18 protein-coding genes and 1 tRNA gene are annotated in these 25,230 nt (G+C 54.4%); 4 read left to right on the top strand and 15 right to left on the bottom strand.

Translation table 11 applies throughout. The annotated features are described in order from the left end of the window. The first annotated feature begins 178 nt into the window (after positions 1-178). Positions 179-1,495, top strand: coding sequence for an aspartate kinase (locus G5S47_RS07410; protein ID WP_219585487.1), 1,317 nt, complete (start codon positions 179-181; stop codon positions 1,493-1,495). A gap of 154 nt (positions 1,496-1,649) precedes the next feature. After that, positions 1,650-2,699, top strand: coding sequence for an aspartate-semialdehyde dehydrogenase (locus G5S47_RS07405; RefSeq protein ID WP_006680391.1), 1,050 nt, complete (start codon positions 1,650-1,652; stop codon positions 2,697-2,699). Positions 2,700-2,765: 66 nt separating this feature from the next. Here the strand turns inward: G5S47_RS07405 and G5S47_RS07400 are convergent, their stop codons facing one another. The 8 genes from G5S47_RS07400 to G5S47_RS07365 all read right to left on the bottom strand — a co-directional run bounded on the left by G5S47_RS07400 (position 2,766) and on the right by G5S47_RS07365 (position 11,450). Beyond that, on the bottom strand, positions 2,766-3,878 hold the full coding sequence (locus G5S47_RS07400; RefSeq protein WP_006680390.1) for an ABC transporter ATP-binding protein: 1,113 nt from the start codon (positions 3,876-3,878) through the stop codon (positions 2,766-2,768). Further along, positions 3,875-6,421, bottom strand: a complete 2,547-nt coding sequence (locus G5S47_RS07395; protein ID WP_006680389.1) for a substrate-binding domain-containing protein — start codon at positions 6,419-6,421, stop codon at positions 3,875-3,877. The genes G5S47_RS07400 and G5S47_RS07395 overlap by 4 nt, the downstream gene beginning before the upstream one ends. 82 nt (positions 6,422-6,503) lie before the next feature. After that, entirely contained in the window at positions 6,504-7,883 is a 1,380-nt protein-coding gene (locus G5S47_RS07390; protein WP_006680388.1) for an MFS transporter, read from the bottom strand. A 214-nt stretch (positions 7,884-8,097) separates the two neighbouring features. Then, a complete protein-coding gene (locus G5S47_RS07385; protein WP_006680387.1) occupies positions 8,098-8,790 on the bottom strand; it encodes a response regulator transcription factor in 693 nt (230 codons plus the stop codon). Continuing rightward, positions 8,790-9,614, bottom strand: coding sequence for a sensor histidine kinase (locus G5S47_RS07380; RefSeq protein WP_131367588.1), 825 nt, complete (start codon positions 9,612-9,614; stop codon positions 8,790-8,792). The genes G5S47_RS07385 and G5S47_RS07380 overlap by 1 nt, the downstream gene beginning before the upstream one ends. A 61-nt stretch (positions 9,615-9,675) precedes the next feature. After that, positions 9,676-10,038: a thioredoxin gene (gene trxA, locus G5S47_RS07375; protein ID WP_006680385.1), complete on the bottom strand. Its 363-nt coding sequence runs from the start codon at positions 10,036-10,038 to the stop codon at positions 9,676-9,678. Between the two features lie 220 nt (positions 10,039-10,258). After that, a complete protein-coding gene (locus G5S47_RS07370) occupies positions 10,259-10,945 on the bottom strand; it encodes a TetR/AcrR family transcriptional regulator (RefSeq protein ID WP_040318330.1) in 687 nt (228 codons plus the stop codon). Between the two features lie 70 nt (positions 10,946-11,015). Further along, on the bottom strand, positions 11,016-11,450 hold the full coding sequence (locus G5S47_RS07365; RefSeq protein WP_103632974.1) for a (deoxy)nucleoside triphosphate pyrophosphohydrolase: 435 nt from the start codon (positions 11,448-11,450) through the stop codon (positions 11,016-11,018). Positions 11,451-11,835: 385 nt separating this feature from the next. On the opposite strand from G5S47_RS07365, the gene G5S47_RS07360 reads away from it, so the two are divergent. After that, positions 11,836-11,906 (top strand) — tRNA-Gly (locus G5S47_RS07360). A 398-nt stretch (positions 11,907-12,304) separates the two neighbouring features. Here G5S47_RS07360 and G5S47_RS07355 read toward each other — a convergent pair. The 7 genes from G5S47_RS07355 to G5S47_RS07325 all read right to left on the bottom strand — a co-directional run bounded on the left by G5S47_RS07355 (position 12,305) and on the right by G5S47_RS07325 (position 23,549). Continuing rightward, positions 12,305-15,217 carry a type I restriction endonuclease subunit R gene (locus tag G5S47_RS07355; protein WP_257878437.1) on the bottom strand — a complete coding sequence of 971 codons (2,913 nt, stop codon included), beginning with the start codon at positions 15,215-15,217 and terminating at the stop codon, positions 12,305-12,307. A 74-nt stretch (positions 15,218-15,291) separates the two neighbouring features. Further along, on the bottom strand, positions 15,292-16,548 hold the full coding sequence (locus G5S47_RS07350; protein WP_219585486.1) for a restriction endonuclease subunit S: 1,257 nt from the start codon (positions 16,546-16,548) through the stop codon (positions 15,292-15,294). After that, positions 16,545-18,572, bottom strand: coding sequence for a type I restriction-modification system subunit M (locus tag G5S47_RS07345; RefSeq protein WP_257878436.1), 2,028 nt, complete (start codon positions 18,570-18,572; stop codon positions 16,545-16,547). The genes G5S47_RS07350 and G5S47_RS07345 overlap by 4 nt, the downstream gene beginning before the upstream one ends. A gap of 16 nt (positions 18,573-18,588) precedes the next feature. After that, the gene (locus G5S47_RS07340) at positions 18,589-18,795 is read right to left on the bottom strand and encodes a type II toxin-antitoxin system Phd/YefM family antitoxin (RefSeq protein WP_219585484.1); all 207 of its coding nucleotides are present in this window, start codon (positions 18,793-18,795) and stop codon (positions 18,589-18,591) included. 621 nt (positions 18,796-19,416) lie between these two features. Beyond that, positions 19,417-19,860 (bottom strand): hypothetical protein, encoded by a 444-nt coding sequence (locus G5S47_RS07335; protein WP_101628600.1) that lies wholly within the window; start codon positions 19,858-19,860, stop codon positions 19,417-19,419. Positions 19,861-20,203: 343 nt separating this feature from the next. Next, positions 20,204-21,949 (bottom strand): glycerol-3-phosphate dehydrogenase/oxidase, encoded by a 1,746-nt coding sequence (locus G5S47_RS07330; RefSeq protein WP_101628601.1) that lies wholly within the window; start codon positions 21,947-21,949, stop codon positions 20,204-20,206. A gap of 898 nt (positions 21,950-22,847) precedes the next feature. Further along, positions 22,848-23,549 carry a TetR/AcrR family transcriptional regulator gene (locus G5S47_RS07325; protein WP_006680338.1) on the bottom strand — a complete coding sequence of 234 codons (702 nt, stop codon included), beginning with the start codon at positions 23,547-23,549 and terminating at the stop codon, positions 22,848-22,850. A 93-nt stretch (positions 23,550-23,642) separates the two neighbouring features. Here G5S47_RS07325 and G5S47_RS07320 point away from each other — a divergent pair, with 93 nt between their 5' ends. Beyond that, the gene (locus G5S47_RS07320; RefSeq protein WP_006680337.1) at positions 23,643-24,866 is read left to right on the top strand and encodes an MFS transporter; all 1,224 of its coding nucleotides are present in this window, start codon (positions 23,643-23,645) and stop codon (positions 24,864-24,866) included. The last annotated feature ends 364 nt before the right edge of the window (positions 24,867-25,230 follow it).

Below are 25,230 nucleotides of genomic sequence, written 5' to 3'. Positions count from 1 at the left end.
AAGCGATTGTCAACCCTGAGCCTGCACAAGTGACCTAGAAGAGCCCTGATTGATGTTTCGTTTGTCCGCCTATTGTGTTTCCTTTGCCCGTATGGCGGTCGCACTCGAGCTAGATAGGGCGCATCTCTAGGATGAAAGGACGCACGAAGGTGCGTAGTAAAAGAAGAAATGGGGAATCGTGGCACTCATCGTGCAGAAGTACGGTGGCTCATCCGTCGCAGATGTTGAAGCGATGAAACGAGTCGCCCGCCGAGTCGTCGAAACTCACCAGGCAGGACACCAAGTCGTTGTCGTCGTATCCGCAATGGGCGACACTACCGACGACCTGCTCGACACGGCCGCGCAAATCACCCAGCACGCTCCCGAACGCGAGATGGACATTCTGCTGTCCGCCGGCGAGCGCATCTCCATGTCCCTGCTGTCCATGGCAGTCAACGAACTCGGCGTTCAAGCCCAGGCGTTCACCGGCGCTCAGGCCGGCATTAAAACGACTTCACACTATGGGCGTGCCCAGATCGTCGGTCTGGTAACCGAACGCATTGCCCGCACCGTCAAAGACGGCCACGTTGCCATCGTCGCAGGGTTCCAAGGAATCTCCGAAGATGACGACGTCACCACGCTGGGCCGTGGCGGATCGGATACGACCGCAGTCGCGCTCGCGGCAGCCCTGCACGCTGATGTCTGCGAAATCTACACCGACGTCGACGGCCTGTTCTCTGCAGATCCTCGTATTGTCCCCAAGGCGCACCGTCTGCGTCGCGTCACCCAGGAAGAAACCCTCGAACTCGCTGCGCACGGAGCAAAGATTCTGCACCTGCGCGCCGTCGAATTCGCGCGCCGCTACAAGGTGCCGCTCCACGTCCGCTCATCGTTCTCAGAAAAGAACGGCACCTGGATCTTCGACGGTCCAGCAAACCCAGAACTTAAGGGACTCGTTCCCTCAGCCGCACTTGTCGATCCGCAGGAGGACCCCATGGAACAGCCAATCATCTCCGGTATCGCCCACGACCGCTCCCAGGACAAGATCACCGTCACCAACCTGCCGAACACCCCCGGTATGGCAGCGCGCGTCTTCTCCATTTGCGCCGAGGTCGGCGCAAACGTCGACATGATCGTTCAGAACGTTCCAGTCTCTGACTCGACCCGCGCGAACGTGACCTTCACGCTTCCCGAAGGCGATGCGCAGCGCACGCTCAACGCTCTTGAAGCTGCGCGCGACGAAATCGGCTTCGACCAGTTGCGTTACAACCCGAACATCGGCAAGCTCTCGCTGGTCGGCGCGGGCATGCGCACCAACCCGGGCGTGTCCGCCAAGCTGTTCGAGGCCCTGTCTGATGCCGGCATCAACATCGAGATGATTTCGACTTCCGAAATTCGTATCTCCGTTGTCACCCGCCTCGACGATCTTGACCGCGCAGTCCAGGTCGTCCACACGGCATTCGGCCTTGACGCCACCGAATCTGAGGCAGTCGTCTACGGCGGCACCGGGCGCTGAAAGGCGCACCGATCGTCGCTTCGCCCCCCTATGGGGAATAGGAGAGAAACGCTAGGTGGCCTCGTCAGTTTAAAATCGCAGACTTCCGCGTGAAAACCACGCCGGATCCCTCGGTCGCCCCACCGTATGGGCGCCCACACCAAAGGAGAAAACAATGACCGGACTGAACGTCGCAGTCGTCGGAGCAACCGGACAGGTTGGCCGAGTCATGCGCACTCTGCTCGAAGAGCGCGACTTCCCCGTGAAGTCGATTCGCTTCTTCTCTTCTGCTCGCTCGGCGGGCACGACTCTGACTTTCAAGGGTGAAGAGATTACGGTCGAAGACGTCGCCACCGCGAACTACGACGGTATCGATATTGCTGTTTTCTCTGCGGGTGCCTCGGCCTCGCTTGAGTACGCGCCGAAGTTCGTTGCTGCCGGCGCGGTTGTTGTCGACAACTCTTCCGCATGGCGCAAGGACTCGGACGTGCCACTGGTCGTGTCTGAGGTCAACCCCGAAGACATCGAGAACCGTCCCAAGGGCATCATCGCGAACCCGAACTGCACGACCATGGCAGCTATGCCGGTCCTGCGCCCGTTGGTTGACAAGGCGGGTGGCCTGAAGCGCCTGTTCGTCTCGTCCTACCAGGCAGTCTCCGGTTCCGGCGTGAAGGGCGTCGAAGAACTCGTGCGCCAGAGTGAAGCCGGCGTCACTCAGAATCTTGCCGGTCTTGCACTGGATGGCCGCGCGGTCACTCTGCCCGATCCGCAGGTCTACGTCGCCCCGATCGCATTCGACGTTGTGGCTCTGGCCGGTTCGATCGTTGACGATGGATCGGAAGAGACCGATGAAGAGCAGAAACTCCGCAACGAGTCCCGCCGAATCCTACACATCCCGGACCTCAAGGTGTCGGGCACCTGCGTCCGCGTCCCCGTTTTCACCGGCCACACGCTTTCGATCCACGCCGAATTCTCCGGCGCTATCACCCCCGACGAGGCGCGTTCCGTTCTGGCAACCGCTGATGGTGTACGCATCGTCAACGTTCCGACTCCGCTTGAAGCTGCGGGGCGCGACGAGGTTCTGGTCGGTCGTATCCGCCAGGATCAGGCTGTCGATGACAACTGCGGTCTGGTTCTGGTCGTCGCCGGCGACAACCTGCGTAAGGGCGCTGCCCTCAACGCGATCCAGGTCGCCGAACTGGTGGCAGCTGAACTGCTTGCCTGACCAGGCGCATCAAGCCAAGCCTAGGGAAGGGGCGCTGGTGGGATGAAACCCCAGCGCCCCATTTCTTTACGCGACTTCGTTGTCCGCATCTGAGCTCGGAAGCACCCACCCCGACGTCACATCAAACTCAACCAGTGCACCGACTTCAAAGGGAATTGATGTGTCGGGCGTGCGGACAACCAACGTCCCGATCTCGGTTTCTACGTCATAGGACATATGGGATCTGACGAACGAAGCGGAAATGATTTGCCCGTGACGCCCGATCACCGAATACGGGGCACTGGGAGTCAAATGAATATTCTCGGGCGGAATGCTGATCTGAACGTCTCCCGGCTTCGTGTCGTGGGGAGCAGGAATCGAATAGGTCACAGTCCCACACGTCACCGTTGCCAGAAGAAGCGATGAATCGGGAGCCTCATCAACACTTTCGACCGTGCCCGACACGATGTTGGGGATGCCCATCAGGTGCGCAACTTCGATGGAACTCGGTTGCGCATACAGCATCCGCGCGGTGTCGATCTGCAGGCACCGCCCCGAATCCAACAGCATGATTCGATCGGCGACCAGACACGCTTCGGTCACATCGTGCGTCACGTAGAGAACTGCACTGCCCAAGCGTCGAACCTCGCGAATCAGGGAAGCTCGGATCGTTGACGCAACGGATGCGCCCACGTGCGCGAGGGGCTCATCCAACAGCAGGACGGAGGGTCGTCGCACAAGTGTCCGTGCCAGAGCGACGCGTTGAGCCTGACCGCCCGACAGCTGGTAGGGGTAGCGTGATGCTAGGCCGACGATACCCATGCGAACCATGATCGAATCGATCAAAGACTCGCGTTGAGCAGGGGGAACATTCGTACTATCCAGCGCGAAAGCAATGTTTTCGTGGACGTTCATATGATTGAACAACGAGGGCGTCTGAAAAAGTAGGCCGGTTGGGCGTTTTCCTGCGGGAAGAGTGGTGATGTCCGAGCCGTCAACGACGATGGAACCACTTCTGGCCGCTTCGATGCCCGCAAGGGTATGTAAGAGCGTTGTCTTGCCGCACCCCGATGGTCCAACGACAGCAAGGATCTCGGCCGGGGCAACGTCGAATGAAATGTCGCTCAGGATGCGTGAGCCACGGTGAACGTCCAGACCACAAACATGCAGTCCGGAGTTCATGTGAGTAGAGGTTGTCATAGGCCCTTCCTGACATATCCGGAGTGACGTGTCGTTGAGGTAATGAATGCGATGCCCAAACTAATCATGACGAGGGCAGATGATGCGGCGAGCGTGCCAAGAGCTAACACTGACCAGTGATCGCCGTGGATGCCAAGTGGAAGAAGCGCAACGGCTGGGAACGCGGAACCGACGGGGACAACGAACGCCGAGGGGGCGCTCATACACATGAGCAACCCGCTGAGTGCTGCAAACACACCGATCAGTCGACCTGCCAAGGCGGGAATCACCACTGTGAGAGTGGTGCGCGTAGTGCTTGCTCCCAGCTCTTCCGCGGTCCTCATCGCTTGGCGAACAGAGAGCAGTGAGAACGACATCAGGAAATATGAGGCCGGCAGGGCAAGAAGAAGATTGGTGAGAACCACCGTCAGCATGCCACCCGCAATCGAGCCGCCACCCAACAAACGTGGCAGGATCGTGTGGTCGCCGATTGATATCGGGTGTTGGAAAACTAAGTGAATCAGAATTCCGCCGGCAATGGGGGCGGACAACAAGGCAGTCAGGAACAGGGCGTTGATCGCGTGGGGGAATGCCCAGCGGTGCCTGGCAATCAAGAATCCTATTGCTGCGCTCAGCGGGACGATGCCCAGGATCAGCAGTGATTCTCTGACGGTCTGCCCCAAGAGTTCCGCAGATGCGGTGTGGATGAACCAATTGGACGCTCCGACGAGCATCACGATGATGATTCCTGCACTCATAATTACGAATATCAACGCGAAGGGGATGACGCTTGCGGATAGCGTCGGAAGGTATTCCTTCAGCGGGGTTGGGTACGTTGTCTGCCGGGCTGTGTAACGAGTCAGCGTCAAGCTACGCAAAACGATGAACGTGGTCGCGGACGCGACTCCAACGTAGATGAGTGCGATGTGAGTGGGGACGGAAGAATCGAGTCCTGAGTTCAACGCATTGAGCGCCAACACCGGTAGGTACGGTTCAGCCGACGCGTTCGTGCTTGTTGCTGACACGTCGGAAGCTGCCATGAATGTGGTGAACGCGAATGCGGGGATCAGGGCTGCTCGGATGCGTGGAGCAAGAAGCTTTTTAAAAATGTTTCGCTCGGGGCTCCCGAAAGTGACTGCTGTTTGGACTTCGCCGTGGTTGAAGGACGACAGGATGAAGCTCAGCATGAGGACAGCGAAGGGGCTTGCGTTGATGGCAAGCGCGACGACGATTGTTGCCTGCGAGTAGGGTGGGGCGCCCATCCAGATCAGTGCTTGAGCGATGACTGCCGGTGGGATCAGTGCAGGCAAGAGTGCTGGAAGAATCCAGATGAATGTTCGTCGGGAGCGCAGGTACAGGGGGAGTGCGATTGCGATTCCGAGGATTGTCGCGCCCAGTCCGGCTAACGTGCTGATTTTCAGCGTGCGAATGGCAGTGGGGACGAGGTCACTCCATGACAGTTCATCGGCTAGAGGTAAAGATTCAGTGTCTGACACGTGGTGGTTGGCGCGGGGCGCGCCAATGGGGGCGGGTGCGTCCTGGGTGGACGATGGAAGGTAGACGTCTTTCGTCCATCGCTTAATCAGGGTGGCGCGCTGAAGGGAGGCCGCGCTGGGATCATCGCCGAAGATTGATATTCCGAGTGTTTCAAGACGTCGTGAAATGTGTTCGGGGAGGCGCGTACTGACGGGGGATTGGTCTGCGACCTCGGCACCGAGCGCCTGTCCTTCGTCGCTGACAACCCACTGCAGGAACTTTTGTGCGTCCTCGGATTCGCGAGTGCGTCGGGGAAGAGATGCTGCTCCGATTTCGAAGCCGGTTCCGTCAAGTGGGTAGGTGACCATGACGTCGGCGCCATGGTGTGCTTCAAGGCGACAGTAGTTGTCGAAAGTGATGGATGCGGGTGAGCGTCCGATTGCGACAAGGTGTGCGGGGTCGGTTCCTGAGTTCACGTAGGTCAGGGTGTGAGCGTCGACTTGGCGCAGGAATTGGATTGCTTGCGAGGGACTGCCGAAGCGTTCTTTCTGCACGTTCAAGAATGTTGCTGCTGTTCCCGAGGTCAGGGGAGAAGGGACGATCAGGGGGAGGGAAGTTGATGACAGGTCCTGCCACCTTCGAAGACCTTCTGGGGAATGTGTGACCGTTCGTGACTGGCAGAAGGACAAGATGCCACCGTAAATCCCGAACCACGATCGAGAGTGGAAAGCATCGGGTAGCCCACTGGTGTCAACGTCCGGGGCAAGGCGAAGTAGTCCGAGGTTTTCGGCTTGGACGTGCGCTTCGGCTGGACCACCAACCCAGACGTCGAATTCTGAGTGGGCACGGGTTGATATCAGACGAGCAAGGGCTTCTGACGTTGGTACTCGTACGACGTCGACGCTTGTTTCTTCGCGTTGCTCGTAGCGCCTAGCTAGAGCTTCGCACACCGTTGACGTGTTGGAGCACAGGATTCTTAGGCCCGGCTTTGAGTCTGCGAAAAGAAGAAAGAGTGGCGAGATGCTGATGATCCCCACGACCGCCACCGCGATCAGTGAACTGAGGCGGCTTTGGCGTAGGGATTTCATAGGAACCAGACTAGTGCGAGGATGCAGTATCGCCGGCGACCAAGATTGGGAAGTCGCCGGCGATACACATCGGGGAAGAAGGTCACTTATTGGCTACGTGACGCTTCATGAGGGCTCGTTCCTCCTTGCCGACGATCATCATCAGGATGACGGCGACGACGGCAACGACAATAAGGAAGCCGTAGGCGATGTTCCAGCCGAAGTTGTGGATCAGCAGACCAACGCCGGACGATGCCAGGGTTGCGCCGAGCAGGTATCCGAAGAGGCCGGTGAAGCCAGCTGCGGTGCCCGCAACATTCGTGGGTGAAAGGTCGATTGCTTGAAGACCGATCAGCATGACCGGGCCGTAGATCAGGCCACCGATGACGGCGATGAGCAGGTAGAAGACCCAGATGGGGGCGCTGTGAGGCATGAGCCAGTAGGCGAGAAGAGAAATGCCAACGCCTGCCAGGAAGAGGATGCCTGCGCCTGAACGCCAGCCCTTGAAGATCTTGTCGGAAACCCAGCCGCAGAGCAGGGTGCCGGCGATGCCGGCGCCTTCGTAGATTGCGAAGCCAAGGATGCCTTCCTTGACGTTGACGCCGTGAACCTGTTCGGTCAGGTAGATCGGGATCCAGTTGAGGACGCCGTAGCGGAGCGTATAGACGAAGACGTTGGTGACAGCCAGGAGGACGACGACGCGGTTGGTCAGGACGTGCTTGAACAGCATTTCCTTCCACGGCATATCCGAGGTTTCCTTCACCTTTGCCGGGTCGTTGCGGTATTCCTCGATCGGCGGCAGGCCGAGGGCTTCGGGGCGGTCGCGGACAAGGATCAGTGCAATGAGGGCGACGATGAGCGCTGCGATTGCCGGTGCCCAGAAGGCGGGACGCCAGTCAGCATCGGAGGTTGCGAAGGTGTCGAGTGCCCAAGCGGAGAGCAGGCCGACGCCCGCGCCACCAACGTTGTGTGCACAGTTCCAGATCGAGGTCATCCAGCCACGTTCGGTGGTGGAGAACCAGTGGACCAGGACGCGACCTGAGGGAGGCCAGCCCATGCCCTGGAACCAGCCGTTGATGAACATCATGATCGCGAAGAGGCCGACTGATGCGGAAAGAACGGGCACGAATGCGATCAGCAGGTTCATGATTGCCGAGAGTGCCAGGCCGATCGGCATGAAGTAGCGTGCGTTTGCGCGGTCGGACAGCATGGCCATAAAGAACTTCGACAGGCCGTATGCGAAGAGCACTGCATTGGCAACGATGCCGATGCCGGCAGCGTTCATGATGTCGTGTTCCTTTAGGATTGCCGACACTAGTGACACATTGTTACGGATCAGGTAGAAGCCGGCGTATCCGAGGAAGATTCCCATGAACACCTTGAAGCGCCATGAGCGGTACATCGAGTCGACGCGTTCGGGGCTGACGGGCGGTGCTGCCGGTGGCGCCGAAAGGAAACCCAAAGAGTTTGACTGGGAAGACAACAGTGTCTCCTTTAGTTGAAGAGTTAAGACTCAACGATTGTGTCTTCTGGTTGGTGACAATTCGGGCGGGTTTTGGTGGCGTTTGGAAACAGTGCTGTTACCAAAGTGGGCGGGCTACGTTCCAGAGTGTGCGGGCTAGGTGCGTGCGCGCAGTCTGGCGGACATAAGTGGGGGCACGAGGCCCCTTATCAAGCGCGAGTGCTCAAAGTCAGCGTTATGAGGCCTCGATGACGAAACGGTAACCTCGTCCCCTGACCGACTGGATACACGAAGAGTCGATGCCCGCACGTTCTAGCTGACGGCGAAGGCGATACATCGTTGTTTTGATCATGTCGTGTGCGCCGACTTGGTCGGTTGTGGACCAGCCTTCGCTGAGGAGGTCTCGCCAGGGGATGTCCTGGTTTGGTCGCGAGGCTAGGATTGTCAGGACACGCTGTTCGGTAGGGCTGAGCGGAATGACGACTCCGTCCCAGGTTATGCGTTGCATATCAGCATCGATGGTGATGGGCCCGAGGTGCACGGATTCTTGTTGTCGTACAGGCTGGGTTCGCCTGACGATTGCTTGGGCGCGCAGTGCGAGCTCGCGGGGACTGAAGGGTTTGGTCACGTAGTCGTCGGCGCCTGCCTCGAGGCCAACGATACGGTCTTCTTCATCACCAAGGGCAGTAAGCAAAATGATCGGAACCGCCATGCCGGCGCCACGAATTCGTCGGGTCAGGTCAACGCCTGATCCGGTCGGCGTCATGACGTCAAGGACAACCAGATCAACACTGCGATCTTGAAGGTATTGCCAGGCTTTTGTGGTGTTGGGTTTCGTTTCGCACGTGAAGCCTTGGGTTTCCAGCGCGAAGGCGATGATTGAGAGCATCTGGGGTTCGTCGTCGACGATAAGCGCGTGCTGTCCCATCACTTCCCCTTCGGCAGTACAACGTGGATGACCGTGCCACACTCAGGCAACGAGTCCACCATAATTCTGCCACCGTGCGCCTCGATTATTCGTTGGGAGACCATCAGTCCGATTCCGGATCCCTGGCCATCGGTGGTTTCCGACGTGAAAGCGTCGAACATTTTTTCTTGGGTTTCAGGGGTAATTCCCGGGCCGGAGTCCTCGACGGTGATTTGTGCTCCGCCATCTTCGGTTGAGGCGACGCTGATCGTGATCGGCGAGGTGCCGTCTCCGTGGCGGAGTGAGTTGTTGATCAGGTTCCACATGACTTGCCGGAGCATGGAAGCGTTCGCGTGGATGTTGAGGACTCCCCCGACCGCGTTCACATGGATGGGGATGTCGGTGATGCGTCGCATTTCTCGTGCGGTTGAGGCAACGATGTCTCTCACGTCGACGAGCTCGGTTGACAGTGTTCCGCCACGTGAGAGTTTGAGGTCGGTGATGATTGACTCGGTCAGGTCGATGACCTGCTGAGTGTTCGTTGTCATAGTGCGAACGAAGTGGTGTTGCTGTTCGTTCAGGTCGCCAGCAAGACCTTCTTCGAGCAGTTCGCCGGCTCCGCGGATGAGTGCCAGCGGAGTACGGATTTCGTGGGCGATGATGGCGGGCCGGTATCTCAGCAGATCGTCGCCTGTTTCGTCATCGTGATTCTTCTTTTTCAGCAGGATGGCACCCCGCGTTTTTTCACCGTTGTGCGCCCGTGAAATGACGTAAATCAGGGTGATTGCGGTTGCAATAAACAAAAGCCACCCGACGATTGTGAAGATCATCGTCGGGTGGCTCATGGTCCAAGTGTGTCGCTAATAGTGCGACTTGCCAAACCTAGAAGGTGGGTTTTCTGCCGGGTTACTTCTGGGATTCGGCAATGGATGCGCGAACCTGATCCATGTCGAGGTCGCGGATCTGCTGGATCAGATCGTCGAGTGCAGCACCCGGAAGGGCGCCGGACTGACGGAAGACGGCGATGCCGTCGCGGAACGCCATGATCGTCGGGATGGACGAGATCTGAGCTGCGCGAGCAAGGTTCTGCTCTGCGTCGGTATCGACCTTGCCGAAGATGATGTCGGTGTGCTTGTTGGAGGCTTCTTCGTAGACCGGACCGAACTGGCGGCACGGGCCGCACCAAGTTGCCCAGAAGTCAACCAAGACGATGGCGTTTTCGGCGACGGTGGTTTCAAAGTTGTCGTTGTGAAGCGTGACGGTGGCCAATGCGGTCTCCTTATGTGCGGGGTTCGAGTGAACCCGAGGTGCGATTGTATGAGCGTGGTCTTTTGCTGGGAATCGCTTTGATTATTTCGTTGCGGTTTCCCGTTTCGTAGAGTTCAACGGCCTGAGTAGTGAATCTATTCCCTGCGATTGTTTGAGAGGTATGGTGTGCGTCGCACGTCTGTGACGGTAAGGCTGTTTCAGGGGGCCTCGTATCTGCGCGTCAGTGCGCGACCGGGCACCGCATAAAAGAGGCCTGGGTATTGTGCTCTTCGGCTTCGGCGCGCTTTTTCGGCGAGGGGAGTGCGTGGATTTTCTCCGACGAGGCTCCAACTGCGCGCAAGACGAACGCTTCCGATGCTACGCAGAGTGCGCGTCGCTTGTCGGGATCCGAGGGCAGGCGTTGCCCGGACAAGCAGGCGTGGATCAGCGCGACCAGAATGTGCGGGTCCTGCATGGGGATCGCTTCGCACTTCATTGCATCGATGAGGATGTTGAGAAGGAGGTTGCCGATCACGCCTGCATGCTCGTGAAGATGTTCGGACTTTTCCGTCGACATCTGATCGCGCAGGTGAACGCGACTTGCTAGGTGGTAGCGACTGGTCATCTCCAAGTGTGCGTGCACGTAGATGCGGAGGCGCTCAATCGGGTCGGGTTCTGTGTCGATTGATTCGTGAAGAAGTGCTGAGAATTCTGCGGTTGCCTCGTTCATGTAGGCAAGGAGCAGAACTTCTTTATCTTCGAAGTGGTTGTACACAGCGGTGCGTCCGACGTTGGCGCGTGACGCGATCTGCGACATGGTGATCGTGTCGAAAGACTGTTCGGCGAGGAGCCCTCCGAGCGCGTCGAAAAGCTTGTGGCGAGTCAGAGCGCGGTGGTTTTCTAGGGAGTCTCCGATGATCTTAGGCATAGGACTATTCTGACAGATGTACCCCATATGTCGCCAAATTATCTAGGTATTTGGTCATATATTCAGGCTCTTAGCGGTCCGCTGGCTCGAAACCGGATGTGCGTGCAACGGCCATCGCAATCTCAAGATCGCAGCCAATCCAGTCAAGCGTGTCGACCTTGTCTAAAGGAGTCCAGCGGAACTCACTATGGGAACCATTCAAAGTGGGGGCGGGCGCGTCCGGCGCTAGTTCAGCTAACCAGACTCCCATCGTGCGCCCCTGCAGGATCGGCCACCACGTGCCCTCTTCCGTCATTACCTGAGCGCCCACGCGGATGGCGGTGTTCATTTCTTCGCGTATTTCGCGGTGAAGTGCCTGAAGCGGGGCCTCGTCGCGATCGATCTTTCCACCGGGAAGCTCAAATTTTCCTGCCAGCTCGGGCGGGTATGAGCGTGCGGCGCAGAGCAACTGCGTTGGGTTGTCGAGCGAGTCGACGATGGCGGCGGCAACAACTAAGCGGGGCATGACTGCAGTGTAGGCAGTGTGTGGGACGAAGGTAATATAGTGGTCATACGAACTTGAAAAGATCTCCCTTCAACGAGCCGTTGAAACTGCCGATTTTAAGCTTGGCCACACGCGTCCTGATGGATCTCGTTGATCTGATCTGAATTCCAACGGAGTCGAAACCCACGCGGAGGTACTTGCGTGGGGTGGGCGCGCTGGCAGTGAGTCGCAAACGACACTGATCTGCGTGCGCCAGGCTGATGCTGTCAGCCTAGTCAAGCGTTGATCAAGAGGAGGGGCGCGATTCCTTGTGGGACAGCCTCCCTCCTCTCTTTGTCTGTCGCCTTGGCTGACCAGTATGTTTGACCTCTGGTATGATCAAACCTGTTGCCAATGGCGATGAATTGCGGGCGTAGTTCATCGGTAGAATGGAAGCTTCCCAAGCTTCAGAGGCGGGTTCGATTCCCGTCGCCCGCTCTTGTAACCGGCCACAAGGTTGTTCCCTTGTGGTCGGTTTTAGTGTCGGGCCGGGAATCGAAATGGGCCCACTGTGCCACGGTGTGGCACTGGGGATCCCGTCGCCCGCTCCACTTAGACGTCGGATTTGATAAGTACCCTTTTGCGTTACCTAGTATCGTGTTTTCCCTGTTCAGGTAGGGTTTTAGGGTTTAACTCGCTAACGGAGATGAAAAATGCGCCTCTCTTAATCGCAAATAACGCTGTTCTAGCGGTGTCGGTTCGAGTCTGGTGCTCTAGCCGTGTTAGGGCGTGGGATTAGAGATTGACGTTGATTTCTTTCCCGGTTCTAAAAATGAACCGGATCTGGTTTGCGCCAATGACGGCGTGTCGAGCGAACCTACAATCTAGGACAGTTATCAGTCTTTGTGGTTGAGGCGTGCGTGAATCAACGGGAGGAGAACCCGGTCCACATCGGCCTTGAACTGCGGGTCCGACAGATACTTGATTGCGAAGTCTTGGTTCTGATTCATCCGATCAAGCACAATGTCTTGGATGCGTTCGGCGTACACGATGGAGAACATGTCGAGAGAGTTGTGGGCGCGTGACTTGACCTCGGCATCTTCAACCATGTCTTCGGTGAGCTGCTCGATCACCTTGTCCATGTGGGTGAACTCGGTGCCCCAACGGTCGTTGAGCTTGGAGATGATGTTGGACAGGTTGTCCTTCTCGTCCTCGCTCGCACCGCCGGTGTCGGGGTTATTCGACAGCTGCCCCTGCTCAGCGGACAGGTCGATGGAGCCTTCGTAGACCTGCTGGAGGCGGTAGTACTGCAGGGTAACTTCGTCTTCCAAATGTAGGGCGGGGTCGCCCTCGATGTGGAGCTTGCGCACCAAGAGCTTGGCGTAGGCGGCGAAGCGGTGGAGTCGCTCGTCGTCGTAGCGGATTATATGGGTCAGGAAATCGTAGTTACGGTTGAACTTATTCATCCGCGCCCTCACCTCGAGCTTGTCCTCGTCGGTCAATTCGTCAAACCGGGCGACGGCAGGGTCAAGGTAAGCATTAAGGTGGCTGAAGTCGAGATTCGTTTGCTTCTTCGACTCGGTGAAGAACACCTTGGTAAAGCCCTCGATCTCCTTGTCTGTCCACAAATGGTAGGAAGCGAGGAAGTGGTAGAGGTCGTAGACGATGTTCGGGTCGGTCTCCTCGGTAATCCCGGTGGAAATGTAGTAGTCCTGGAACGACTTCTGGATATCTTCTGCGGTGTTGACGAAGTCGAGCACGAATGTGTCGGTCTTACCCGGATGCATACGGTTGATCCGCGACAGGGTTTGTACCGCTTTAACCCCGTGGAGTTTCTTGTCCACATACATGGTGTGCAGTAATGGCTGGTCGAATCCAGTTTGATACTTCTCAGCCACCAGGAGCAGCTGGTACTCGCCGGTGCCGAACTTCTCCGGCAACTCCGCTTCGGGGATCTGGTTGAGCTGTTCCTCGGTGTATTCCGCGCCCTGGTCTTCGACCGTTCCTGAGAACGCTACCAGCACGCCAAGATCGGTGTATCCCCTTTGTTTGATGTAGTCACGGAAAGCGAAGTAGTAGCGCACAGCATGTAAGCGCGAGCCCGTAACCAGCATCGCCTTGGCATTGCCGCCGATCTTGTGCGCAACGTTGGCGCGGAAGTGCTCAATGATGATTTCGGCCTTTTGCCTCAGGTTATAAGGATGCAGACTCAAGTATTTGCCGAGCGCTTTGTTAGCTTGCTTGGTCGAGTATTCAGGATCATCCGCAATGGTTTTCCCGACCCGGTAAAAGGTCTGGTAGGTGGTGTAGTTCTTGAGCACGTCAAGAATGAAGCCCTCTTCGATGGCTTGACGCATCGAATACACGTGGAATGGAACCGGGGTGGCATCAGGTACCGGGGTGCCAAAGATCTCGAGCGTTTTCTGCTTTGGGGTCGCAGTAAACGCGAAGAAAGACAGGTTCTGTTGGCGTCCTTGCACGCGCAGCTCCTCGGCGATTTGTTCATCAATCTCGAGCTGCTCGGCCTCCACCTGCGCCTCGGCAGCCGCATAGCGGTCAAGCAGATCCTCCTCGGACTCCTTACCCGCTGTGGCAGTATCCGCGAGCACCTGCTTGAGCCTCTCCGAAGCCTCACCTGTCTGAGACGAGTGCGCCTCATCAACGATGACGGCGAAGCGCTTACCAGCCGTCGCCACATTGCTCACGTCAACAAACGGGAACTTCTGCAACGTGGAAATGATGATCTTCGAACCATCGGCTAGCGCCTCCGTCAGTTGGCGAGCGTTCTTGTCGACCCTCACCACCACGCCAGCGGTGTGGTCCATCGCGTAGATCGTGTCTTGTAGTTGTTTGTCCAGCACGCGCCGGTCGGTGATCACGATAATCGAATCAAACACCGCACGCTGCTGGTCATCGTGCAGGTTCGACAAATGATGCGCCAGCCAAGCAATCGTATTCGACTTACCTGATCCAGCCGAGTGCTGCACCAGATAGTTCTTCCCCGCACCATAATTTTTCGCGTCAGCCACGAGAGCGCGCACGGCGTCGAGTTGGTGATACCTAGGAAAGATCAATTTGTCTTTGCGCCGGTCGTTCTCGTGCGGGATGAACTGGACAAAGCGATGCAGAATATCTAACAGTGAATCCTTCGCCAGCACCTCTTCCCACAGATAAGACGTCTTGTACTTACCCGGCACGGGCGGGTTACCTGCACCGTTGTCAAAGCCACGGTTAAACGGGAGAAACACCGTGTCCATCCCTGCCAGCTTGGTGGTCATCCACACCTCGTCCGTGTCAACAGCGAAGTGCACCACCGCACGGCGGTTTAGCCCGAACAACAACTCAGAGGCAGGCCGAGAACGCTTGTACTGATCAACAGCATCCCTGTAGGTCTGACCTGTGATCTGATTCTTCAACTCCATCGTCACCACGGGGATACCGTTGACAAACAACACGGTGTCAACGGAATTGGTGTTCTTCGTCGAGTACTGCAGCTGACGGACCACTGTCATCCGGTTCGCCCAGTACTTCTCTGCCAGCAGTTCGTTGAGGTCAGAACCAGGGGCGAAGAACACCAGCTTGAAGCGCGCACCAAGATCTTCCACTCCGCGACGCAACACTTCGACAACGCCACGCCGATCCAGCTCGCGGGCCACCCGTTTGCAGAACTTCTCGCCGGCCTTCGCCCCGTGGATACGTTCCAAACGCTCCCACTGTTGCGGCTGAGTCTCCCGCACAAAGTCAAGCAAATCTTGCGGATACAGGCCGAGCGCCTTGTCGTATCCGTTTGGATCGCGCGACTCGTACAAGTCAAGCTCCGAGGGGCCAACATGAGTCAGCGCGTGCTCGATCTCGTCTTCAAACCTGCGTTCAGACGTATCCATCACGCCATCTCTCCCACACGAACCTTGCCCGTTACTGCATCATTAATAATTTGCTTGCGATACTTTTCTAGGAGTTCGATCTGCTTGTTTATATTCGAAATAGTTGCGTCAATCTCAGAGCTCTTATTGTCCAAAAAGATAGCAATTTGTTGTTGCTCTTTTACGGGTGGAACAGGAATCAAAAGAGAGGCGAGCGTTTTGAAACGGAAATCTACGGTTCGTTGTCTTATCCCTTTTGCAAGCGACAGAATAAAGTTCGACTGAGCCATATTGCGAAGAAGGTATGCGTAGAATTTTGCGCTTCCCCCATTTCGGAGAGCACAAACTGCGTAAACAGGAGTTGATTTTCCAACAGAATCTGACACACCAATTGCTCCAGCAAATGCATCCATCTCGTGGATTACTAAATCTCCAGGTGCGATGCCCTGATAACCAATCTCTTGAAGAGATTCCGTATACCCTTCACTTCTCCTGTTTTTTCTCAAGGTGACAGTACCATCGCGAAAACAAGTAACTGTCTCTGCATATGGAGGAACGGGCCTTTGTAGCTTTCTAAAAACGCGTTTTCCGCGAAGAGCTATCCAGTGGACTGGAATCTTAGGCATCCAGTCGATTCCGCTGTCCTGCATTGGCGCATCCGGATTAAGGCCGCGAGTTACGGTGCGGGCAATCAACTCCCGCCGATACTGCTCCAACAACTCCACCTGACGACGAAGCTTATCGAGTAAATGATCAATTTTGGTTGTTTTATGATCGAGATATTCGACGAGTAGGAGCTGTTCTCTCACGGTACGAATTGGAATAAGTACATTCCCAACCATCTGAATATTCAAATTATTAACCGTGGCTCCCTGGGCATTCAGGCGAAACTGATCATTTACAAACTCACTCAGTAGACACCAATAGAGATAGTCTTTCATGATTTTCGAGCTGGGGGTCAGAGCGAGCCATCCGTCATGAATGCACCCGTGAATGCCGGAAATATACGGTTCCCCAAAACTCATCGAATTAGACAAAAGAAGGTCACCCGGTGCAACAAGAACACTCTTAACAGCCCCTGCGGCTGTAACAAACAACTTTGTGGTCGTAATTACACGGCTACCTTTTTGAGTATCGCCGATTCTAATCCAATGCCTTGCGCCCTTCTCGGAATGACCTCGCATGAAATTATCAATGGGGCGCGGAGAAGCACCCCTCTTTATGCCGCATTGCGTCTTGAGGCGAATAACATTCAACTGCTCACCGCCAGAAATCATTGATTCACCTGCTCGCTGAACAGTTTCGCGATGTCAGCTTGAATACTTGCCGAAAGAGCTTGTATCTCGGCGAGGGTTTCTGCGGGATCGCCGAGTTCTTCGTACTTGTAGAAATAGCGGGTGAAGGGGATCTCGTAACCAACTTTGGTCTTGTCGGCGTCTATCCAGGCGTCGGCGGCGTAGGGGATAACTTCGCGCTGGAAGTACGCCTCAATGTCCTCACGGAACGGTATTTGCTCGGTATCCCGTAGATCCGTGTCTGGCTCCGGGTTACCTTTCGCGTCCACACAGATGTCCGCGTCAGGATTCTTTGTGCCCAGTTCGGCGACGATTTTGCGTAGCACTGCGATGCCGATCTTTTCGCCATGTTCTTTAATGCCTTCTCGGAGGAGATCGGTGAACTCGTCCCGGTTGAGGTACACCTGGTCGGCGTCGAGTGCCTCGAGAGTGGCGATGATCGCGTCCTGCACCCGTTTGCCTGCCTCGATTTCTTCGGTGCGCGCAGGTTCGGTTCGTTTCCTCGACGTGGCAAGATCCGTGAATGGCTTGGCCAACTTGAATGCTTCGATCGCGTCCGGGGTGGCGTGGAAGCTCAATCGTAGTGGGCGTTCCACGACAACTTCATGGTATGCAAAGTCTTCGGTGTCGAAGATTTTCGACTCTTCGGTTTCTTGGAACGCGCCGTAGATGCGAGTGATATCGGCGATGTTGTCTTCGGTGAGTTCTTTGCGCTTTTCACCCAAGGGTTTACGCATCCGCTGGAAATACTGGGTAGCGTCGATCAGTTGCACCTTGTTCTTGCGGCGACGTTCCTTCTTATTTGAAAGAACCCAGATGTAGGTGAGAATGCCGGTGTTGTAGAACATCTGATCCGGTAGGGCGATGATAGCTTCGAGCCAGTCGTTCTCAAGGATCCAACGGCGGATCTCAGATTCGCCCTGCCCGGCTCCACCTGTGAAGAGGGGAGAGCCGTTGAACACGATCCCAATCCGCGTGCCAGGGGCATTCACCAGGTCCTCGGGGTCGTAGGGCTTCATCTTCGAGATCATGTGTTGCAAGAAGAGGAACGAGCCATCCGACACGCGCGGCGTTCCCGCTCCGAAGCGACCATGGTAGCCCTTGCGTTCAGCCTCTTCCAGAATCGGGTCGGCGTACTTCTTCCAGTTCACGCCGAAGGGCGGATTGCACAGCATGTAGTCAAACCGCATGCCTGCTGTCTTGTCGTTAGTCAGTGAGTTGCCGAGGTAGATGCGTTCTTGGCGTTCGCCCTTGATCATAATGTCGGACTTAGCCACTGCATAGGTTTGCGGGTTAAGCTCTTGGCCGTACACCTCGAGGCGTGCAGTCCCGTTCAGGTCATCAACGTGCTGGGCAGCGATGGAGAGCATGCCGCCGGTGCCGACCCCAGGGTCATACAGCGAGGCCATGGCTCCGTCTGCGCAGAGTCGATTGATGTCTTCTTCTGGATTGAACAAGAGGTTGACCATTAAGCTGATGACCTCACGCGGGGTGAAGTGTTCACCAGCGGTCTCATTCGACAATTCAGAGAACCTGCGGATTAGCTCCTCGAAGATGTAACCCATCTGGTCGTTACTGACCACGTCGGGGTGGAGGTTTACCTTCGCGGAGGTGAACTCGCTGAGCACGTGATAGAGCAGGCCAGCTTTGTCGAGGCGCTCAATCACATTGTAGAAGTTGTAAGCCTCCATAACCTCGCGCGCAGCTGGGGCGAAAGCCTGCACATAGTACGACAGGTTTTGCTCCAAATTGTCTGGATCATCAAGCAAGGTATTAAGAGTGAAGTTCGAGGTGTTCCAAAATGGGTATCCCGTTGCCTTGGCATACTGGAGTTCTTTGATCTGGTTCGGCATCGAGGTGGCCTTGATGTCCAGGACTGCCTGCTTGGTATCGACCAGGACCGAATCGAGGCGGGTGAGCACGGTGAAGGGCAAGACCACGTCGCCGTATTCGTGTTCCTTGTAGTCACCGCGCAGGATCTCTGCAATGTTCCAGATTAGGGACACATGGCTCGTTAGTTTTTCAGTGCTCACTAGGGTCAATCCCTTCATTCATCAGCCGTTCGTAGCGCTCATTGGAGATCAACACCGCGATTGGTTTGCCGTAGCGCAGTATGTAGGCGGGCTCATCTTTTTCTACGGCTTCCTTGATCAGCTTGGAAGCCTGACCTCGCGAAAGGTCGCCAATGTTGATGTGACCCATTGGCGGTTTGCGTCGTTTGGCTGCCATAGCTCTCCCTCTAACTCGAACGTCTTGCCTTAAGTTTCCCACAAGTAAGTGTCTAAACACATGTAAAACACGGGTTTAATTTACATTTAGAATAACTAGTTAAATTACATGTAAAAATTTGTATAAATCTCTAAGTATTGATTGGGATGGCTCGTCTGCTAGTAGTTGGATACCCCCACGAATGAAACTCGCTAACGCAAGGTAACAACCGCACCCCCTCGACGGCCAGCGGTGTGGCTCTTCAGCATGGGGTACCCCCACGGAGGTCCCCCAGATGCTGCGTGCTGAGCACCCAAACCGACCCCAGAAACAACAAACTCCCCGTTAAGCAGTGGTTGTGTGGCAAGAGTTCGCCTTATCAAATCCGAGGTCTTTGTCTCCACTGAGACGTCGGATTTGATAAGTACGTTTTGCGTTAGCGAGTATCGCTTAGGGGGTGTGAAAAATCGCTTGCGTTAGCGGGTTTGGGTTTTGCGTTACCTAGTATCGTGTTTTTCCTGTTCGGATAGGGTTTTGGGGTTTAACTCGTTAACGGAGATGAAAAATGCGCCTCTCTGATCCGGAGTTAACGGTGGGTCAGTGGTGTTGGTTCTAGGTCAGTAAACTTAGAACGATATTGAGTTATTTCCTCTTCTCCTTTTGAAACCCAATCGCTAACTGACCTTTTTCTGGAATGGATTTGCAGCTCAGTTTTGCATCCTCAGAAACTGCGCGGTCAAACTTTGCTACAAGAAATAATGCGGTTCCGGAGCTTGATGGAAGATTGAAATGTGAATCATGGGTGCTCAAGCTATCGTTGCCTAGTTTGCATTGAGTGAAGTCATAACCGGTCTCGAGCAAGTCACGAGAAGCGAAAAGGTAAAGAGGCTCCTTATTAGCATATCTAGTGTCAAGCTGGTCACCACTCTTCAACTCGTCGTATACCCAGGAAGAATTCATCGCAAATTCTTCCTGCTCAGAATCAATTTTTCTATCGAGGAGAACAAAAATAGCAACGATTATTAAAGTGAGCAATAGGATGCCTGCAATAAGTGCAAATATCCGTTTGGGCATGTTTTTTACCACGATTCAACACTCCTAACGTATTTTCCTCTATGTATCGAGATGCTCAAAGTATACTAAATCGAGGCGTAAAAATTAATACCCAAACTTAAAGTCTTAATAATTAGTTTTCTGTGATAAAACTATTCTCGCATCGCAAAAATTACCTGATGGGGGTGCGGATTATTCTTTGGACAGTTTTGGGATACCGCATTATCGAAGGTGCTTTTAAAGCAAGCGCCTAAAACTGAATTTTGCTCTGTTGCCAGAGCGGGCATAGTGGAATCCGAAGCGCGTCTAAGGCCTTGGAGTACACGCCTCCAAGGCCTTAGAGTCAGCGATTTAAAAGGGAAAAATCCCCACGGATTTAACCGTCAATTTGCGGAGACACGTCAACAAATTCGGTTATAGGCGCCGCCTGCTCACGTACCTTTTGCGCTTCGGCTTCGCTAACTATAGCCTCCGCCTTTTCTTCGGCATCACACCGCGCCTTGTAGTTTTCTATCTCATGCGCCTTGGCCGCCTCGTCCCAGCCAAGAATATCCGCAGCTATTGTCGCAACCTCGTCAATAACAGCCAATCCGCGATCCCGATGCTCGTAAGAGAGTCTGGTGCGACGCGCCAGTAAGTCTTCCACATGCAAAGCACCCTCATGCAAAACACCAAACGCTATTTCTGCACGCAGATACTCTTCAGCGCCCTTAAGCTCCTTCCCTAAAGAAGGATCCTTCTCAATCATTTTGAAAATCAGCTTGATATCACTTCCATACCTGTTTAACAGATCTTCTACGTGATCCACGCTCAAACCGTTTTTCTTTGCCAGCGCCTCACGCTGTTCCCACATAGCTTCATAGTCAACAGCTCCAGAAAGCGGAGTGCTTCTGGTAACGCACGGCATTCGCTTAGCCAGCTCCTTACCCAAGGCAAAATCAACAGCATCTTCAGCCATCTGCCTGTAACTCGTAAGCTTCCCACCTGCTATAACAGTGAGCCCCGGAGCAGCTTCGGTAACTGTGTGCTCCCTGGAAACCTTGGTTGACTTAGCCTTATCTCCGTCCAAAGTTCCTGGCTGCAACAAAGGCCGTAGCCCAGCGAAAGCCCCAATGATGTCATCACGTGTTAGCGGGTTAGCCAGCACCGAGTTCGCATGTTCAAGCAGATAATCAATATCCTCAGAATCAGGTACCGGTTCCAACCTGTTTTCATGGTATTTGGTATCAGTAGTTCCTATAACCCAATAACGCTTCCACGGGATTATAAACAACACAGACTTCTCTGTGCGCAAGAATAAACCAACTTTGGAATCAATCTTTTCCTTCGGCACAACAATATGAATGCCCTTGGAGGCCAAAACTTTCAAGCCGCCCGTAGAACCGGAAAGAGACTGTGTTTTCTCAGTCCAAACCCCCGTTGCGTTAATGATGGATTTTGCTTTAACCACATGTTCAGCGCCTGTTTCCATATCACGAAGTTTGGCGCCAACCACCTTGTTTCCATCCTTGAGCATTTCAACAACCTGGGTACGATTCGCAGCCAAAGCGCCAAACTGAGCGGCCGTGCGAACCAGATTCACCACCAGACGGGCGTCGTCCACCCTGGCATCGTAGTAAACCAAAGAGCCAATAAGTGCGTCTTTTTTCAACGCGGGCGCAAGCTCCAATGACCCTTTCTTCGAGTAGTGCTTTTGAATGGGCACTGAACCCCTATGTGCAAACTGTGCGATGGCGTCATACATTCCCACCCCAACAGCCGAATAAGCCCGCTCTATTACGCGCATTTTTATGGGCCACAAAAAAGGCTGTGCTTTCACCAAATGTGGAGCCGTGTGGGTAAGTAATAAGCCACGTTCCCTCAAAGACTCAGCAACCAAGGCAAAATTAAGTTGATAAAGGTATCGCAGACCACCGTGCACCAGCTTTGAAGATCGCGACGAAGTGCCGGAGGCCCAGTCTTGCGCCTCGACTATACCGACTCGTAAACCACGGCTTGCCGCATCCAGTGCGATCCCCGCTCCCGTAACACCTCCGCCGATCACTAAAACATCAAGCGGCTTTTCCTCCATGTCGCGTAGCGCCTCTTCGCGCTTGCTTGGCGATAACTGCGTTGTGAACATCGTAGCTCCAGTCGTATTAGTTGATTTAGGGCAACCCAATCAGCCCCTAAGGTTAGACTAACCTAAGCAAGCACTAATGGTCATCACGCTTGAACATTTTTTCACCGGCCTCTCGCCTTAGGGCATAAACTCACGTATTTACCCGTGAAAAATAACCCGGCCTTAAAATAAGTAGAAAGAATTGTGTCCTTTGAAAACTCCCCAGGTCCGCTAAAAGCCCTAAAACAGTAAAGGGGCAATCAAAACAGGCCCTAATGCGCGGAAGGAAACATAAAATGGGGGTGGCGGTTATTAATCGAACCCCCGACAAGCTTTCGTTGGCCAATCACAGATGCGGCCAAAAGGAAGTATCAATTCTACTTAAGGTCAATGTAACCTCGCTGTGCGGCCTTTATTAAACGCCGTTCTGCGAGGGTGGACTGTGTGAGAAAACATCTAGCGGCACGGAATCCGGTAGCTACCACAGTCCTGACATCTTCCGAAGCGGGCATCAGTACTTCGTTGACATCCAGTGTTGCCCTGGTGAGTGCGGCTGCTGCCTCGACCTAGAGACCATCGACGTCGAGGGTTAGTCTGCCGGATTTAAATCCTTCAGTTGCCATGATGTTTCCTCTTCGTCCATACGCAATAGGCTGGGCTTAGGCTTCGGTATAGGCTGCGGATTCCTGGGAGAAGCCTGCGTGCTGTGAAGAGCGATAGCTAGTTCATTGGTGGTGACGTATTTGATGTAGTCGTACCAGTTGTTTGGAAAGCTCTGGATGCGGTGGATTTTCTTGTGTTTATTGGAAAATCGCAGGAAATAGAGGGAGAGGCTGAAAGGCTCTGTTCTTAGCTGGATGACTTGCGATTTTGGGAAATATTTTATGCGTATTGATGATTTCTCTTGTTCTCGGGTTCGCTAGGCGTTTTCGCGAGGCAAGATCGCTATCTCTAAACCGGCGAGTACGACTTCTATGATGATTTCAAAGTATTCCTGACTCATGCGGTCTTCGTTTTTCGGGTTGGCTAGCGGAATTAAGTAGCCCTGGATTATGTCGGTCAGCGTTGTGGAGCAGGCAGCTAGGGGCTGAAGTTGGGTAATCATTTGGCCTAGGTCGTGGCGCTGTTCCTGTTTGGTTGGGCTGCGCAAGTTGCGAGCAGTGATGCTCCACAGCGTCGTGTTGATGATAATTGAGTATGTGATGTGAATGTACTTGTTAAAACCAGCGTCCCGTAGTTTTTCGTAAGCCGCCTCCAAGATTGGTATAAACGCGGCGTCCATATGTCCATACATCAGTTTGTCGGTGACTCCGGGGAATTCAAGAAAGACGGGCCTGACATTTTCTGCTAGGGAGATGAACCAATCTTTCCATTCCAGCTGCTCGTCCGGTAGCTCGATGGTGCTAGTGATTTCGCCGATTACAGAAGCGGTAATGGCGTCACGGTTTTGGTAATGGTGGTAGATGACAGAGGGAACTACTCCCAGACGCTGCGCAAGGTCACGAATCGACCATTTTTCTAGACCGCACTCTCGGGTCAGTTCCATTGCGGTGTACGTGATCTTTTCCTGCGTCAGCCAGGCGCGTCTACCCGTGTTTACCCGCTTGTCTTTATTTCCCACGAAAACAGCATACCCTCAACCTCGACAATACTAGAACATTGTTCTAGTATTGTTTCGGCTTGATTGTCTGCTCACTTTGGAAAGGATGTTTTAATGTGCGCCACTAACGAACAAAACGAGAAAGTCGAATCAAAAATAACGGGACTGTTTCCCCTGTTTTTGACGGTGTTACTGGCGTATATGGGGCAGATGATTCTTAATCCAATTCTGGCTCCGCTATCGCGCGAAATCGGGTTGAAGGAATGGCATATTGGCGCCACCATTTCGTTAGCAGCCGTAATGTTTTCTCTTACCTCCACCAGGTGGGGACGGGTCTCATTGCGATGGGGATCTCGGCGTATCTTGCTTATTGGCATGCTTGCCGGAATCCTGGCTCTAGGCGGATTCGCTATGGTGGTGTGGCTAGGATTTAAGGGTCTGCTCACCGGCATAGCGTTGATTATAGGAGTAGTCATAACTAGGGGCGTGCTGTACGGCGGTGCCATCGCATCAGTTTCCCCAGCCGCGCAAACCTACGTTGTGACTCATACCTACAGTGAGACGCAACGGGTAAAAGGTGTGGGAGTCTTGGGCGCTGCGCAAGGATTCTCGTCTATTCTTGGAGCCTTAGTGGGTGGCAGCCTTGCAGCTATAGGAGGCTTCATGATGCCCCTGCTGGTGATGCCTCTGGTCATGCTTTTAGGCGTTGCCGTTTTGCTTCTAACATTCAAACCCACAGGTGGCGAAGAAAAAGTCGCTCAACCGGCAAAAGTTTCCTACTTTGATTCAAGAGTATTCGTGTTCCTGGCTTGCGGTTTCCTCATGTTTACCGCTTTTTCTACCGTGGCTACACTTTTCGGCTTTTTGCTGCAGGATGTTTTGAAGCTAGCGGCCGGCGCCACAGCAGGGTTCACCGCTTTGTGCATGTCAATAATGGGTGTGGTGATGATACTGGCGCAGGCCTTGGTGGCTCCAAGGTTAAACTGGGGTGCTAAAAAACTCTTTAGAAGAGGATTAATAATCGTTCTTCTCGGGTTACTGCTCTTGGTTTATCCACTAAATCTTGGACTGTTCATCGTGGCCAGCATCTTGACAGGCTTTGGTCTAGGTCTGGCGATGCCTGGCTACAACACGGCGCCTACTTTGCAAATGAAGCCCGAAGAGCAAGGTGGGCTGGCCGGGTTGATTAATGCTAACAATGGTGCAGCCTATGTAGTGGCACCGATAGCCTCCACCGCACTTTACGGACTCTCTCCGTGGCTACCAATGACATGTTGCACAGTTCTGATAGCTGCGGCAGTTTTGCTGAGTTTTTATCATCCCGAGTTCCGCGAATAATCTCTTTATGATTAGAAGCAAAAACCATAAAAATCCCTGCTAAAGCGGTGTTGACTTCAGCAGAACTATGATGTCTAGTCGCTGCGAGATTCAAACAAACTCAAACGTCTCAAAAACCCCATGTAAACACGGGGGCATTCAGCTCAATCGCTTGTAATGGTGTGTATATTCTTCTTGGTAATGACCCTGAAGCTATTGAGAACACCTGGTGCTATATAGGCAAGACAGAAAACTTTGTTGAGCGCTTACGCGATCGTGACAAAAAGAAGCCGCAGTGGGAAAGAGAGTCGGCGAACGAGTGAACAACGTCGACGAGGAGGGTGCCAAGCTTCCTGTCATAAACGCGCCGATAGCTTGCGCCAGG

The sequence above is a fragment of the Schaalia turicensis genome, from assembly GCF_019380255.1.
Lineage (GTDB): Bacteria > Actinomycetota > Actinomycetes > Actinomycetales > Actinomycetaceae > Pauljensenia > Pauljensenia turicensis_A.
Note: the sequence above shows the minus strand (reverse complement) of the source record. Positions and strands in the feature narration are given on the sequence as shown.